Raw genomic sequence first — 15859 nt, 5'->3', positions numbered from 1 at the left:
CTAGTTTCCGAACAGCTTCATTAAAATTCGGAGAAAATTATGGCACGTTACGTTGGCACTAACAATCAAGATATTTTGGTTGGAACAAATGATGACGATCAATTCCTCGGTGGAGAGGGAGACGACAACCTAGATGGTCGTGAGGGTACTGACACCATAAAAGGTGGCGCTGGCAACGACGTGCTATTCGGTGGTAATCAAGATGACATAATAAATGGTGATGGTGGCCACGACACAATCTATGCTGGTGAGGGCAACGATACCCTCAAAGGTGGCACAGGCAACGATAGGCTCTATGGTGAAGCAGGCAACGATGTTTACTTCGTTGATAGCCTTGGAGATTTTGTCAGTGAGGAAAATTCCTCTGGTGGAGATGCAGGCGGTTTTGATACAGTCAGGTCTTCTGTAAGTTGGACTTTGGGTAATTATTTTGAAAACCTTGTCCTCCTCGGCACAGATGCCATTGATGGTACTGGCAATAGCTTGAACAATATTATCAAAGGCAATAGTGCCGATAATACACTTGATGGTGGGGCTGGGAATGACACTCTTGAAGGTGGCGCAGGCAACGACACAATCTACGGTGGTGATGGACGCGATGTCTTAAATGGTGGCACAGGTAACGACACCCTTTATGGTGGAGCAGGTGACGATACTTACATCGTTGATAGCCTTGGAGATGTTGTCAGTGAAGATAATGGCTCTGGTGGAGATGCTGGCGGTATTGATACAGTCAGGTCTTCTGTGAGTTGGACTTTAGCTGATAATTTTGAATACCTTGTCCTCACTGCCACAGATAGCATTAATGGTACTGGCAATAGCTTGAACAATATCATCAAAGGCAATAGTGCCGATAATATTCTCTCTGGTGGGGCTGGTAATGACACTCTTGAAGGTAACGAGGGCAACGACACCCTCTATGGTGGCGCTGGCAACGATCGCTTGACTGGTGGTGTTGGCTCTGATATTTTTGGCTTCAATAATCTCGGTGAAGGCGTTGATACCATTACTGACTTCTGCTTTTGTAACGACTTGATTCAAGTATCCGCTGCTGGTTTCGGCGGTGGTTTAACCGCAGGTTCATTCGCTCCTGGTCAATTTACCATAGGTTCAATTGCAACAACCGGCGATCAGCGATTTATCTATAACAGCGCTACTGGCGAACTATTCTTTGATGCTGATGGAATGGGTGGCGGCGCTCAGACAAAATTCGCCAAGTTATCTACAGGACTATCTCTAACCGATGCAAATTTCAGCGTAATTGCCTAATTTGATGCGACTGACGCAAAGCAAGATCAATTAATGCAATGAGAATCCACCTCTTCAACAACATGAAGGGGTGGTATTTTTTTCAATACCAAGATAAGACCTGTTTCCATTTCCGAAACAAGAGTGACAAATGTTGTAGAAAAAGGTTAGCTTAACTGATAATCACAAGCCGCACTTCAGCAGCTATGGCAAAAGAATTAGCAATTAGCACCCGTGGACTAACTAAGCAATTTGAACGGCACATTGCTGTGAACGACGTTGACTTAGAAATCCAGATGGGAGAAGTTTACGGATTAATTGGCCCCAATGGCGCGGGGAAAACAACTCTGATGCGGATGTTAGCTGCTGCGGAGGAACCAACTACAGGTGAGATTTATATTAATGGCAATCGCTTACTGCGAGACCACAGTAATCCCACCCTCAAGCGTCACCTGGGTTACTTACCCGATGATTATCCACTCTATGATGATTTAACAGTCTGGGACTACCTAGATTATTTTGCTCGTTTGTATCGTTTGCGGGAACCACGACGCACACAACGCTTACACGAAGTTTTAGAACTTATCCAACTCGGTAATAAACGTAACAGCCTGATTTCTACTCTCTCACGGGGGATGAAGCAGCGCTTAAGTTTAGCCCGCACTATTATTCACGAACCGATTTTATTGCTGCTAGATGAGCCTGTTTCTGGACTTGATCCCATTGCGAGAATGCAGTTTCGGGAAATTATTAAAGCTTTGCGAGAAGCGGGAATGACAATCTTAATTTCTTCCCATGTTCTCAGCGACTTGGCTGAATTGTGTACTTCTGTGGGGATTATGGAATTAGGTTTCCTCGTAGAAAGTGCCTCACTGCAACAACTTTATCAACGTCTGGCTCGACAGCAGATTTTAGTATCAACTTTGGGCAACATAGATATATTGGTGCGTGAACTCAAAAATCATCCTTTGGTGGAAGAGTGGGAAGTGATACCTAGCACAAATAGTGTGCGAGTGAATTTTACTGGTAAAGAGGAAGATTGCGCTGATTTATTGCGATCGCTTGTGAGTACAGGCATTCCCTTAACTGATTTTCACTGCACCCAAGAAGACCTAGAAACTATTTTCCTTAAACTAGGTCATAAACAAGCATCATAGACAATTCAAAATTCAAAAATCACAATGCTTAGGGATTTTGATTATGTTACTAAATTTCATAGACAGAGTTGGTGAATGGAATCCGCAACTATTCCGAGAACTTAAAGGACGACTCAAGCCTTTTAATGTGGTAATTGCTGTGGCATCTTCCTTACTATTGCAATTAGTAGTTTTTTTATTTCAATTACGAGAATTTCCCGATGATAAATACTCTCTCATGGCAAGTTACTGTACGTTGAGACAAGGATATCAAAACCAAGAACAACAACTTTATCAGCAACAAAACTTACTTCAACAAAAAATAGATAACTATCGACAAATTAAACTATCAGACAATACCATAATTCCCAACTTAGAAACACAGATTGAGCAAGTTAATACTGAGATAAATAACTTGCGGAGTTATTTGTCTCAGAATATTTGTCCTCCTGATCAAATTAACTGGCAGTTGTGGTGGAGAGATCACTGGGAATACTACTTTCTAGCATTTAGTGTGATTTTTGTTTTTACCCTATTAGTTGCTGGAACCTATTTACTAATCAGCGATTTAGCCAAAGAAGAACAGCGTGGTACACTGAACTTTATTCGCCTCAGCCCGCAGTCAGAAACCAGTATTTTAACTGGAAAAATGCTAGGCGTGCCGAGTTTAATTTATCTATTCATTCTGACAGCAATTCCTCTCCATTTCTGGGCTGGACATTCGGCTAATATTGCCTCAAGTTATATTCTCAGTTACTACGCTATTCTTGCTGGGAGTGGCATTTTCTTTTACAGTGCTGCACTCCTATTTGGTTTAGTTAGTCGCTGGTTTAGCAGCTTTCAACCTTGGTTAGGTAGCGGTGCAGTTCTCCTGTTCTTATTCATGACAATGGGGATAGCATCATCTCATAGCAACGAAATAAATAATCCTCTGGCTTGGTTGAGATTTTTCAGCCCTTGGGATATGACCAGTTATTTGTTCCCCAATTTATTCCGTGTCTATAAAGGTTCATCGCTAGATAACTTACAATTTTTCTATTTTCCAATAGGTCAGAGTGTAGTTAGCTTAGTTGGCATTCATTTACTCAATTACGGAATTTGCACTTACGGTATTTGGCAAGCAATGAAACGTTGCTTTAAAAACCCAAATACTACTATCTTAAGCAAGGGACAAAGTTATTTCTTTATTGCTTTTTCTCAGTTAATGTTTGTAGGATTATCCATGCAAGACATTACAAGTAACCGAGATGCAGATTTTATTGGTTTAGTAGCAGTTCTCAACCTAGCTTTAGTTTTCGTCTTAACCGCCATTCTCTCACCTCATCGCCAAACTGTACAAGATTGGGCAAGATATAGACACCAAAATCATAAAAACGAATCTTTATGGCAAGATTTGTTTTCTGGAGAAAAAAGCCCTGCAATAATGGCAATAGCAATTAATTTAGCAATTGCTGCTATACCTTTAATAGTTTGGATTTCACTAATACCAGAAGAAGATTTTAACAATAGTGACTTTGGAAAAATCAAAGCATTATTAGCTGTCGCTTTGTCTATTAGTTTAATGATGATTTGCGCTACCATTGCTCAGTTAATGTTGTTGATGAAAAATCCCAAGCGTCACATTTGGGCAATTGGTACTGTAGCTGTGGTGATGTTTTTACCACCTATAATTTTCCAAGTTTTTGGTATCTACGCCTCCGAAAGTCCTACTCTGTGGCTGTTTTCTACTTTTCCTTGGTCAGCTATACAATACTCTGGGACAGTAACAATTTTCATGGCATTACTAGCTGATTTTACGGTTCTAGCGTTGTTAAACTTCCAATTAACAAGAAAAGTTAGAGTTTTAGGTGAGTCAGCGACAAAAGCATTATTAGCAGGACGTTAAAGTAAGTCGAAAGACAAAAATCAAGACTAGTTAATTAATTAAACACTTGATAACCGCCGCTAGACACCTGTCTCGGCGGTTAAAATTTGTGACCGAAAATACTTATTATGTCAAATAATGATAATTAAGATTATAGATGGAAATTACACAGAGAAATTCATGACACCTTCACTAAAGCTTCCCCAAAAATTGATGCTGCTAGGTTCAGGAGAACTAGGCAAAGAATTTGTAATTGCTGCTCAACGCTTGGGTAATTATGTAATTGCAGTTGACCGTTATGCAAATGCTCCCGCTATGCAAGTTGCAGACTGTGCTGAAGTTATTTCTATGCTCAATGCGGATGATTTAGAAGCTGTTGTCAGTAAACATCAGCCAGATTTTATTATTCCAGAAATCGAAGCAATTAGGACTGAAAAACTACAGGAATTTGAGCAAAGAGGAATTACAGTTATTCCTACAGCAGCGGCAACTAATTACACAATGAATCGTGATAGAATTAGGGAATTGGCACATCAAGAACTAGGAATTAGAACAGCTAAATATGGTTATGCAGTAACTTTAGAAGAATTAGTTGCTATTTCTGAACAAATTGGCTTTCCCAATGTTGTTAAACCTGTAATGTCATCATCTGGAAAAGGTCAATCTGTAGTACAGGATAAAACGGAAGTTGAGAAAGCTTGGAATTATGCTATTTCTAATTCTCGTGGTGACAGCCAAAAGGTGATTGTCGAAGAATTTATCAACTTTGAAATTGAGATTACTTTACTAACAATTAAACAATGGGAAGCACCGACAATTTTTTGCTTTCCCATTGGACACCGCCAAGAAAGAGGCGATTATCAAGAATCTTGGCAACCAGCAAATATTTCTGAAGATAAAATATTAGCATCTCAAGAAATCGCTAAAAAAGTTACTGATGCTTTGGGAGGTGCGGGGATTTTTGGAGTTGAATTTTTTATCACTAAAGATGAAGTAATTTTTTCTGAACTTTCTCCCAGACCTCATGATACAGGTATGGTGACATTAATTTCCCAAAATTTGAATGAATTTGAATTACATTTGCGGGCTATTTTAGGTTTACCAATTCCTCACATTGAACAGTTAGGTTTTTCTGCAAGTGCAGTAATTTTAGCTTCTGAAAAATCTGATTCTATTGCTTTTACTGGTGTGGCTGATGCTTTAGCAGAAAAAGATGTAGATATTAAGTTATTTGGTAAACCGACTGCTCATCCTTATCGACGTATGGGAGTGGCTTTAGCAAAAGGTGTTGATGAAAAAGAAGCGAGGGAAAAGGCGACAAAGGCAGCTAGTAAAGTTAAAATAATTCGTAATTCGTAATTCGTAATTCGTAATTCGTAATAGAGTAGGGCTGGCAATGTCCACCCTACGTATTCCTGTTATATCAATCTCCGAAAAGTCCTACAATTTCAAAATACTGTAACTGTTGTCAGGCAGGCGTTAGCTCAGTTATTTCTTAATAGAAATTCCTCAAGATGACCAAATAAATAAATTCCAACTACAAAAACCTCAATTAATTGATATTGCGTCTTTTGAAAACTTTTTATTAATAGGAAAACTCGGAAAGTGATAAAAGCAGGGTATATTTCAAAAATCAAATATTTGCTATATTTTGATTATAGTCCCAAATCAACAGCGATGCGATGAGCGCAAGCAAACCCAGAAAACGCCACCGCATTTAAACCCTGTCCAGGAAACGTGCTATCCCCCACACAATACAGCCCAGGAATAGCAGTACGATTAAAAGGCATTCCCAACAACCCCCACAATTTACGTTTGGGTATAGGGCCATAAGTACCATCTGTGCGACCTAAAAAGCGACGATGAGTCAGCGGTGTCCCTACTTCCAAATAATCTAATCCAGCATCTAAACCGGGAAAAATCTTTTCTAGTTGTTCAATAATTGCTCCTGCTGCTTGTTCTTTGTTTTCTTCATACTCAGTTGGTGTAAGTCCTTGCCAATGAGCAATCCAATCTGGTGTAAAAGCATGGATAATGTGGTATCCTGTTGGGGCTAAATCTGGATCAAGCAAGGTGGGAATAGAAACGAAAATTGTCCCTCCTGCTAACTCCATTTTCTCCCAATCTTCTAGCAAAATATGATGACACTCGGTTCGGGCAGGTAAAACTGACGCTTTTACCCCTATATGCAAACTTAAAAAACTGGGAGATTTTTGATATTTTTGTTGCCAATTCTTCTCATTATTTGGCATTTTATCTGCGGGCATTAGTTTTTCAAAGGTATCCCAGCGCGTAGTATTAGATACAATATATTTGCCATGATAAACTTTACCATTAGCTAATTGGACACCTACAGCTTTTCCCTGTTCAGTCAGGATTTTTGTCACTTTGGCTTGGTATTGAATTTTACCTTCATATTTTTCTAAACCTTCAACCAATTTTTGAGCAATTTTTCCTACTCCGCCTTGAGGATAGTTTACTCCGCCATAGTGTCTATCAGAAAAAACCATTCCCGCATTAATCATCGGTGTCATCCTGGCTGGAACTACTGACCAGCAATAACACTCGATATCAATAAATTTCAATAACAGCGGATCTTTAATGTAGCGTTTGGCAATATCTCCCACATTTAGGGGTAAATACTTAGCTAACCCCAGACAGGCTAAAGGTTGTTGGAAAAATACCCGCATGAGATACCCTGGTTCTTCTAGGGAAAGCAATTCAAAGCTATTCAGGTAATTAAAGACTTTTTGACATTCGTTATAGAAACTACGAATTCCTTTTTCTTCATGAGGGAAATAAGCGATAAGATTTTGCAAAAACTGGTCATAAACTTGGTCAACTTTCAAGTCTAAACCGTTAGGCAGATGATAGTGAATTTGTACAGGATCTGCAATTGATTCTATACTGACATTTACAGCTTCTAAGGCGCGGGTAAGTAGGTTTGTTGTGCCTTTATCTCCCAAACCAAAAATCATAGATGCGCCAACATCAAATGTATATCCTTGACGTTGAAAATAGCCAGCGCTACCCCCAGGGATAAGATAACTCTCTAGGACTAAGACTTTTGCTCCTTTGGCTGCTAATTGGGTGGCTGTTACTAAACCCCCAATACCAGCGCCAATGACAATAACATCAAATACTTCGTAATTCATAATTCGTAATAGTGCCTACGGCAGGCTACCGCCAACGTAATTCATAATAGTGCCTAGGGCAGGCTAGCGCCGACGTAATTCGTAATTCATGATACCGCTACGCGGAAATAAGCAACTTAACGGGACTTAGGCACTTTATACGAAGGTAATTTAAATGTATTTAACATTACTTACATTTTATTAGATAATACGCAATAAAAATTTTCCTGCCTAAAAATAATCAAAAAAAAGAGGGACAAACCTGCTGCTGCTGGCTATCCCGTCTGCCGATCCTTTAAAGAGAGGAGAACACTTTCTAATAGTGTAGCCTTGATTGAGAATTTATGTCAACTATTAATGAAAATCTATCTCAATAGATAGGTAGGATATGAAGAAACTTGGCTATTGCCAATCCCTATTTGGGATCAGCCACACACGGGAAAGAGTATGATGATGTTTCAGTTCCTATATAATGACCGGCTGCCCATTTCTGGCTATGACACAACAACTGCTTGTTTATGTCCCACCCCATCCTTTAATCAAGCACTGGCTGGCCGTTGCCCGTGATGCGGCTACGCCTTCAGTATTATTTCGCTCTGCGATTACTGAGTTAGGAAGATGGTTGACTTATGAAGCGGCGCGAGATTGGTTACCGACGCTAGAAACAACTGTGGAGAGTCCGTTGGCTCCTTGTCCAGCCACTGTAATTGATCCTTTAGTGCCTGTGGCAGTTGTGCCGATTCTCCGGGCTGGGTTAGGCTTACTGGAGGGGGCGCAGACGTTACTGCCTTTGGCAAAAATTTACCATTTGGGTTTGGTGCGAAATGAGGAAACACTAGAAGTTTCTTGTTATCTGAATAAATTGCCAGAGAAATTCGACCCCGAAACAAGGGTGTTAATTACCGATCCCATGTTGGCAACGGGAGCGTCTATAATGACGGCAATGGCAGAATTGACACAGAGAGGAGTTGATCCAGCATTGACGCGAATCGTTTGTGTGGTAGCGGCACCACCAGCTTTGCGACAATTGAGTAGTGCTTATCCTGGCTTAACAGTTTACAGCGCTACTATTGATGAAATAGTGAATGAGAAAGGGTATATCGTACCAGGATTGGGAGATGCAGGCGATCGCATTTTTGGGACTATCAGTTAGTAGGATGCAGCTAGAGGCAGAAAATAGCTTAAATACTTTGGAAGTTGCAGGTTTCTTGAAGGCGGTAAAGATATGAGTCAGCGAGATGGTTTTGCTAGTGGTTTTTTAGTTGGGACTTTAGTTGGTGGTGTGGTTGGTGGGATTCTGGGTGCAGTGCTGGCATCTCGAAGGGACGCGCAGTTGGCAGCAGAAGACGAAATCGGACTCTCGGATAGCACCATTGAAGGAAATAAAGTCACAGCCAAAAGACGGCAGATGAGAGCCGCAGCCAATGAAGGTTTAGAAATGGAAACAGCACGGCGATCGCTAGAAGATAAAATTGCCCAACTCAATGCCACAATTGATGATGTACGTAACCAGTTAGGTAATGTCAATGGCAGTTCAGGGCAAGCAGTAAATCCGCGTAGTCTTTCCCAAGACTCTTGAACAACTGTTGTTACGTAGTGAACTCTTTTAAATCAGTGAAAAGCTTGTTAAATCAGCTTTTTGGGTTTTAAATATAGAATTTAGAATTCCGTAAAGCGTTACTACGTCATCGGCTCAATTAAAATCAATCATAAGACCCCATTTGACAATTAGCAGGAAACCAACGAATCCATGTATTTACTATTTAACACGCTGGCAACCTTTGTTACCTTTTATAGCTCTTTGCTAATTATTCGAGTCTTATTAACCTGGTTCCCGCAAATCAATTGGTATAACCAACCATTTGCGGCTTTGAGCCAAATTACCGATCCTTATCTGAATCTGTTCCGCTCAATTATTCCTCCTTTGGGTGGGATGGATTTTTCTCCAATGGTAGCGATTCTACTGCTTCAAGTTTTAGGTAGTGGATTGCAAGCGATCGTCTAACCTAAAATTTGCAGTTTGTTCTACATTCAAAAGCTTTTATATCTGGGCTAGTTAGCCCAGATTTTTTTATATCATTATTAACGCCTAACTTGTCCGCTAAAGCCAGTGGCTTTAAATTGCTTTAACTTCAATGGAGTGGGCTGATTTGCAGGTACAGAAATTCTTAACTCAAAATCACTGATGCCTGGGGGTACTTCGGGAATAGAACCTAAACGGGTACGATTTTGTAATATGGGGTCGTTGTTGGCATCATAAATGCGTCCAAAGATATCTGCATCGTAAACTGTTTTATAAGTGCCATTTTCGGCTTTACCAGTGACTATAAAGCAATTAGCAGCTGCTGAACCGCTACTAATAACAGCACCTTTTGCTAGTTCTGGGGGACAATCATTAGAGGAAATATCAAATAGTCTAATCTGTGTCAGTGCTACAGCCGGAGGAGTAAACACCCACGAAAGGAACCCGATAACGACAGAAATCAAGATAAGCGTGAGTGAGCGCGATCGCATAAAAGACACCGTAACTTTATTAAAAGTATACGCAATTTTTAACCTCAGTTGCCCTAAATTCTACTGCTAGAGAATTGGAGAGTTGAATTTAACATTTTGAAATACTCACCGTCCTAAAGGAGCGGCGATTCTTGACACTTCACTGGATGACGCTACCGAAATAGTCTTACTCTGCCTCTGCGTCCGTTTAGAGTCGTGGCGATTCCCCATCCCGACTTTATTTATATTTTTAGCTGCGTTTTCGTCTCGGTCATGTTCAGTGCCACAATTTAGGCATTGAACCGTCCGAACTTTTAAGTCAAGTTTGCCCCATTTATAACCACACTCAGAACAAATTTGGCTTGTCGGTTGCCATCTACTAATAACAACAAACTTGCGTCCGTATTTTTGAGACTTAGCCTCACATAGTGTTCTGAATTCTCGCCAACCTTGTAGACTGATTACCCTAGAAAGTGTACGGTTTTTAACCATTCCTGACACATTCAAGTCTTCTAAAACTATAGTTTGGTTTTCGCTAACAATTTTAGTTGATAATTTATGCAGGAAATCTTTACGGGTGTCTGCAATTTTATTGTGGGCTTTAGCTATTCTTAACCGAGTCTTATTTCTACGTTTTGAATTCTTGGGTTGACGAGCTAATTTTTTTTGTAGCTTGCGAACTTTCCGCTCTAAGCTTAAATAACAAGGACTTTCGGCTTTTTCACCATTACTCATAAAAGCAAAAACCTTGATCCCCAAGTCAATACCGATGCTTTGGTTTTTAGCATCAATATTAACAGGCTCGATGTCTACCACAAAGCTTAAAAAATAGCGGTCAGCGCAATCTTTTATTACTGTGACTGAACTAGGTGTAGATGGCAATTCTCTAAACCAAACTGGTTCTATGTTGCCGATTTTAGCCAGATAGACACATTTATTATTAATTGAAAACCCACCACGAGTTAATCGTGCTGATTGTTGATTTGTCCTTTTCTTAAATTTAGGACTACCCAGTTTTTTACCTTTTCTTTTTCCTTTTAAGGAATCAAAAAAGTTCTTATAAGCAGTTCCCAAATCTGCCACTGACTGTTGCAATGGGATGGCAGAGACTTCGGACAGCCATTCTCTTTCTAGCGTTTTCTTTGCTTGGGTAATGACGAGTTTTTGTAAATCTCCATTACTTGGTAACTTCTCAGACGAATGGCACAAAGCCAGTGCATCATTCCAAACTACTCGAACGCAACCAAACAACTGAGATAAACTCTGTCGTTGTTGGTCGGTTGGGTAGAATCGGTATTGATATCTGGCTTTCATTACTTATAATCTAATTGGTCTACAAATACATTATATATTGGTCTACATAAAATGACAAGCCAGTTTCGCAGAGAAAGGCATAGTGTTACAGACCTAAAAATTCATTTGGTCTGTGTTACGAAGTATCGTCAGTCTGTATTCACAGCCGAGAGTCTTGGTTTGCTTGAGAAATCGTTCCATGAAGTGGCTGAAAAAATGGATTTTAAGGTGCTTGAGTTTAATGGTGAAGGAAATCACATTCACGTATTAATTGAGTATCCACCTAAATTATCTGTTTCTCAAATAGTTAATGCGTTAAAAGGTGTTTCTAGTCGTCGTTATGGACAGGCAGGATACAAAAAACCTCATAAAGAAGCCTTATGGAGTCCTAGTTATTTTGCTATTTCCGTAGGAGGTGCGCCGTTGGAAATACTCAAAGAATATATCAAGCATCAAGAAAAGCCGTCCTTCTAGGACGGGGCTTTAAACCCAATTCTTCGGTAATAATTATAAAAAGAGACTCTTAGTTGCTATTGTCCTATGAACCCAGATGAGATTGAAGCAGCTTTGCAAACAGCTTTTAATCGTTGTGATGCAGCCAGCTGTCCTCTCACTGATATGCAAAAACAAATATTATTACAACTAGTTGAGCAAATTCCGAGAGATTCGACTTCTAGGGTATCAGATGCTGCCAATCCTTTGGATGAACTGACATCAGAGGAGTTAGAAGCGTTTTTACAGTTTGTCAAGGCAGAGGAAAAACAAAATCGCACTTGGAAAGTGCAATTGCTGAACGACTGGCTTTTGGCACAAGATTCGGGAACAGTGCAATTTATCCGCGATCGCTATGGATTACAGTGGTTGAATCGGGTGGAATCATACCATTTTGATAAATATTCTTATTTTGAAGAAGCGCTACAGTTAAGGATAGGCGATCGCATTGAAGTTTCTAATGCGCTGTGGGAATGGATACCAGAAGATGACTCCCATCAGCGGGAATGGTTTCCCTGTATGGTGATTAAGGTTGATGAAATTAGCGATGGTGATGAAGTCTTTACCAGTTGTCTGATTCGCTTTTTTAATGGTACTGAGTACGAGATTCAAGGTATCTATGAATGGAATCGATATAACTGGCGTTGGCCGCAGAAGTAGACAACTAAGTAGGTTGGCGTTAAAAATTGTCGTTGGGATAAGGCAGGGGGCAGGGAGCTTTCTAGCAGGGGGAGAAAAGGTTTTAGCCTTGTTTACTTTTCTTTACACAGTTTGGTTTTATTGTGCTTACCTACTTAAAAGATAAATCATACCAATATATAGCCGTTCTCATGCTAGTGAGGTGCAAAGTTTTTTCGTTTTAGGGAACAGGGAACTCTTAACAGGGAAGAGTGAATAAATAGGTGTGTACTTCATGATACTGGGAAACCTATATTTAATCAATAAATAAATAGCCAATAAGTGACTTTATTCCTATATAAACTGTTAAATATCAATGACTTTATTCACGCACTGAATTTTGGCTATAGGGTGATAATTGCTTACATAGCTGGATAAGTTTCCTACGCTGGAACAACAGCATAATATAGCAACAAAAATACAAACAAAGAGCCTGTTTCATGTTAAACCAAAAACGTGCAATCCTCTTATTGGCAGCAGCAGCTATGGTTGCTCCCATGTTTTTAGCTGCACCTGCTAATGCTAGTCCTAGATACAATAATAGAAGGGTGCAACAAAGTAGACCAGTTTATCAAAAAGTAATCAAATTACGGAATGGTGACTATAGACTTCCCAATGGGGAAGTTATTTCATCTAGGAGAGTTTCTAGACTCCGTAATCCAGGTTATTGGAGACTTCCTAACGGGGATATTATTGTTCCTAGTCAAGAAATTGTCCCTGCTAGAACTGTAATCAGATTGAGAGATGGCAGTATCAGACTACCTAATGGAATTATAGTCAGAATCTAGGAACTACTTAATGATTTTGAGTAAACCTAGTTGCAATTACTAAACGATTGAATTCTCTAGAGATAAGTCAGATGCTTACAAGGCTACAGTTCTAGTTCTGAATAACTAGCATTGTAGCCATTTTTCCTGAGCAAAATTTATCTGATTTATAGCAGGAGTCAGGAGTCAGGAGACGCTACGCAGACCTCCGGTTCAGGAGTAAAACCCTCTTGTAGTGAGAATTTCATTATCAATTGATGTCCTAACCACCCTGTCCACGGCTATAAAATCATAAATTGCTGTAATTTTAGGAAATTTAGATGCGTTAGCTAAAGGTGAAAAGGAGATGCTTTTAAAATAGTAAGTAATCAATCGAACATCTTCTTACCTCACCAACTGCATAGCATCATTAAAAAACTGACGACATAAACCTTTAGTAACTAATACCGTTGTCAGCAAATTTGCGACAACAACCATAAACATAATCACAATTTCATAAGATACAGCCTCCAAAGCGGTGACTCCAGCAAGTAACTGTCCACTGGTAAAAGCTGGTATTGTTACCATGCCTATTAGCATCATTTGATTCAGGGTAGGGAGCAATGCGGCTCTAATTGCATCTTTGCGGTATTGACTTATTGCTTGCTGGGGAGTAGCACCTAAACTTAAATGTGTTTCTATTTCTGTGGGAAATTGGTTAATAGCACTAACCAGCCTTTCTCCAGCTACTGCTGCGGCATTCATGCCGTTACCAAGCAAAATACCTGCTAAGGGAATGATATAACGTGGCTCGTACCATCTGTCTGGTTGGATAATCAAAAAGTTGGTGTAAAGCAATGTTAAGGCTGTACTGACAAAAATTGCTCCCCACACTAGGGGAAGTACCAGAGGACTTTTTTGGCTGATGCGATTTCGTGCGACAATCGCCGTAATTGTCAGCATGATTGTTAAAATCCCCAAAACAGCCCAAACATTGTTAACAGCAAAGATGAAGTCTAAAACGTATCCTAAGACGATGAGTTGGAGGATGGTTCTACCGGTGGCTAAAGCTAAGTTTAACTCTAGTCCTAACTTTTCCCAGGCAGATAAACCCATAGCGATCGCTATTAATGCCACAGCTAAAGCTAAATCCACAATATCCAATTTGATCAAATCCGGCATGGTTTCTTTACTTCCGGGGATTGTTTGCTTAAAACGGCTTACACAAGAACTATTCAAAATTCTAAATCGTCTGCATTTATCATGGCAGTTAGCAGTTATTTTAAATATTGAACAAATTTGAGAGGTTATATCACTTAATCTTCCGGTAAATTCCGTACAAACTCTGAACATAGGAGTATTTTGAGCGATCGCGCTTTTCAGGCTTTTGGAAAAAATTTAATTAGCTATCAGCACCCGTAAAAGTGTATCTTTTGTATCTGCATTAAAATAAAAACTTATGATCCAAAGCGTAAATTCCATCCCTGCCTTTGATATCAAGCAGCAATATGCCACCATTGAGGCAGAAGTGAGTACTGCTGTGTTAGAAGTTCTGACTTCTGGACGTTATATTGGTGGGCCGGTTGTTGAAGGTTTTGAGCGCCAGTTTGCTGCTTATCATGGTGTAAGTGAATGTGTAGCTTGTAATTCTGGTACTGACGCGCTTTATCTGGCGCTACGGGTACTAGAAATTGGTGCAGGTGATGAAGTGATTACCACACCTTTCACATTCTTTGCGACGACGGAAGTCATCAGTGCTGTGGGTGCAAAACCGGTGTTTGTGGATATTGATGCAACTACGTTTAATTTAGATGTAGAGCAAGTTGCAGCCGCAATTACACCCAAAACCAAGGCTATTATGCCGGTTCACTTGTTTGGACTACCTGTGGATATGACGGCATTAATGGCGATCGCACAGACTCACAATTTAGCAGTAATTGAAGATTGCGCGCAAGCCACAGGTGCAACTTGGGATGAGCAAAAAGTTGGCAGCATTGGACACATTGGCTGTTTTAGTTTCTACCCAACCAAGAATCTCGGTGGTTGTGGTGATGGTGGCGCAATTACAACTAATGATAGTGCGATCGCAGCCAAGTTGAGAGTATTACGGGAACATGGCAGTAAAGTCAGATATATTCACGAAGAAATCGGTGTGAATAGCCGATTAGACTCTATCCAAGCAGTAATTCTGCAAATCAAACTGCGCTATTTAGATACTTGGAACAAACAACGACAACAAATCGCAGCTTATTATTATCAATTCCTCAGTCAAATTCCCGGTATCATCGCACCCCAAGAATTACTAGGAGGAGTAGGTGTCTGGAATCAATACACCATTCGTATTTCTGGTGAGGGAAGAAATGGTGCAAGTGCGAAATATCGAGATTGGGTAAGGAGTCAATTACAAGATAAAGGCGTGAGTTCCATGCTTTATTATCCCCGTCCTTTACATTTACAGCCAGTTTATGAAAATTTAGGCTATCAGCCCGGAGAATTGCCCATATCTGAGCAAGCCTGTCATGAAGTCATATCCTTGCCTATGTTCCCAGAACTGAGACAGGAACAGCAAGATCAGGTGATTTATGCTTTGAAGGATTGTTTGAGTTAAAAGAGGTGACAGTATTGTAGGGTGCGTTACATTTCATTAACGCACCATTATCTGATTTCTATAAAATTTTATACACAAAAATTAAATTAGATTATAAGTAGCCTATTATTTACAGGACATATCGGTTGTGTGATGATGTGAAATTGTCTTAATCAGGATGTCCAGGA

Annotated in this window: 15 protein-coding genes; 11 read left to right on the top strand and 4 right to left on the bottom strand. The window is 40.0% G+C overall.

What is annotated here, in order from left to right; all coding sequences use genetic code 11:
• The first annotated feature begins 39 nt into the window (after positions 1 to 39).
• The 4 genes from H6G59_RS03600 (at position 40) to purT (ending at position 5607) form a co-directional block, all read left to right on the top strand.
• A complete protein-coding gene (locus H6G59_RS03600) occupies positions 40 to 1269 on the top strand; it encodes a calcium-binding protein (RefSeq protein ID WP_190711791.1) in 1230 nt (409 codons plus the stop codon).
• Positions 1270 to 1454: 185 nt separating this feature from the next.
• The gene (locus H6G59_RS03595; protein ID WP_190711790.1) at positions 1455 to 2405 is read left to right on the top strand and encodes an ABC transporter ATP-binding protein; all 951 of its coding nucleotides are present in this window, start codon (positions 1455 to 1457) and stop codon (positions 2403 to 2405) included.
• Between the two features lie 43 nt (positions 2406 to 2448).
• A complete protein-coding gene (locus H6G59_RS03590) occupies positions 2449 to 4269 on the top strand; it encodes an ABC transporter permease family protein (RefSeq protein ID WP_190711789.1) in 1821 nt (606 codons plus the stop codon).
• Positions 4270 to 4428: 159 nt separating this feature from the next.
• Complete coding sequence (gene purT, locus H6G59_RS03585; RefSeq protein WP_190711788.1) at positions 4429 to 5607, top strand: formate-dependent phosphoribosylglycinamide formyltransferase; 1179 nt, start codon at positions 4429 to 4431, stop codon at positions 5605 to 5607.
• A 296-nt stretch (positions 5608 to 5903) separates the two neighbouring features.
• On the opposite strand, the gene crtH is transcribed toward purT, so the two are convergent.
• Positions 5904 to 7403, bottom strand: a complete 1500-nt coding sequence (gene crtH / locus H6G59_RS03580; protein ID WP_190711787.1) for a carotenoid isomerase — start codon at positions 7401 to 7403, stop codon at positions 5904 to 5906.
• Positions 7404 to 7878: 475 nt separating this feature from the next.
• Between crtH and upp the strand changes: the two genes are divergently transcribed.
• The 3 genes from upp (at position 7879) to H6G59_RS03565 (ending at position 9387) form a co-directional block, all read left to right on the top strand.
• The gene (upp, locus tag H6G59_RS03575; protein WP_190711786.1) at positions 7879 to 8535 is read left to right on the top strand and encodes a uracil phosphoribosyltransferase; all 657 of its coding nucleotides are present in this window, start codon (positions 7879 to 7881) and stop codon (positions 8533 to 8535) included.
• A 72-nt stretch (positions 8536 to 8607) separates the two neighbouring features.
• Positions 8608 to 8961 carry a ssl2009 family thylakoid membrane protein gene (locus H6G59_RS03570; protein WP_190711785.1) on the top strand — a complete coding sequence of 118 codons (354 nt, stop codon included), beginning with the start codon at positions 8608 to 8610 and terminating at the stop codon, positions 8959 to 8961.
• Between the two features lie 171 nt (positions 8962 to 9132).
• Positions 9133 to 9387, top strand: a complete 255-nt coding sequence (locus H6G59_RS03565) for a YggT family protein (RefSeq protein ID WP_127054361.1) — start codon at positions 9133 to 9135, stop codon at positions 9385 to 9387.
• A gap of 77 nt (positions 9388 to 9464) precedes the next feature.
• Here H6G59_RS03565 and H6G59_RS03560 read toward each other — a convergent pair whose 3' ends face one another.
• Together H6G59_RS03560 and H6G59_RS03555 are read right to left on the bottom strand one after the other, a co-directional pair.
• The gene (locus H6G59_RS03560) at positions 9465 to 9896 is read right to left on the bottom strand and encodes a biotin carboxylase (protein WP_190711784.1); all 432 of its coding nucleotides are present in this window, start codon (positions 9894 to 9896) and stop codon (positions 9465 to 9467) included.
• Between the two features lie 105 nt (positions 9897 to 10001).
• Positions 10002 to 11189, bottom strand: coding sequence for an RNA-guided endonuclease InsQ/TnpB family protein (locus H6G59_RS03555; protein ID WP_190711783.1), 1188 nt, complete (start codon positions 11187 to 11189; stop codon positions 10002 to 10004).
• A 51-nt stretch (positions 11190 to 11240) separates the two neighbouring features.
• Between H6G59_RS03555 and tnpA the strand changes: the two genes are divergently transcribed.
• The 3 genes from tnpA (at position 11241) to H6G59_RS03540 (ending at position 13126) form a co-directional block, all read left to right on the top strand.
• Positions 11241 to 11642: an IS200/IS605 family transposase gene (gene tnpA / locus H6G59_RS03550; protein WP_190711782.1), complete on the top strand. Its 402-nt coding sequence runs from the start codon at positions 11241 to 11243 to the stop codon at positions 11640 to 11642.
• A 66-nt stretch (positions 11643 to 11708) separates the two neighbouring features.
• Positions 11709 to 12320, top strand: coding sequence for a hypothetical protein (locus tag H6G59_RS03545; RefSeq protein ID WP_190711781.1), 612 nt, complete (start codon positions 11709 to 11711; stop codon positions 12318 to 12320).
• Positions 12321 to 12778: 458 nt separating this feature from the next.
• Complete coding sequence (locus H6G59_RS03540; protein ID WP_190711780.1) at positions 12779 to 13126, top strand: hypothetical protein; 348 nt, start codon at positions 12779 to 12781, stop codon at positions 13124 to 13126.
• A 363-nt stretch (positions 13127 to 13489) separates the two neighbouring features.
• On the opposite strand, the gene H6G59_RS03535 is transcribed toward H6G59_RS03540, so the two are convergent.
• Positions 13490 to 14266 (bottom strand): ABC transporter permease, encoded by a 777-nt coding sequence (locus H6G59_RS03535; protein ID WP_190711779.1) that lies wholly within the window; start codon positions 14264 to 14266, stop codon positions 13490 to 13492.
• A gap of 277 nt (positions 14267 to 14543) precedes the next feature.
• On the opposite strand from H6G59_RS03535, the gene H6G59_RS03530 reads away from it, so the two are divergent.
• The gene (locus tag H6G59_RS03530) at positions 14544 to 15692 is read left to right on the top strand and encodes a DegT/DnrJ/EryC1/StrS family aminotransferase (protein ID WP_190711778.1); all 1149 of its coding nucleotides are present in this window, start codon (positions 14544 to 14546) and stop codon (positions 15690 to 15692) included.
• Positions 15693 to 15859: the final 167 nt, after the last annotated feature.

The sequence above is a fragment of the Anabaena lutea FACHB-196 genome (genome assembly GCF_014698305.1).
GTDB classification, from domain to species: domain Bacteria; phylum Cyanobacteriota; class Cyanobacteriia; order Cyanobacteriales; family Nostocaceae; genus Anabaena; species Anabaena lutea.
The sequence above is the reverse complement of the archived record's forward strand: the minus strand, read 5'-3'. Positions and strand labels throughout refer to the sequence as shown.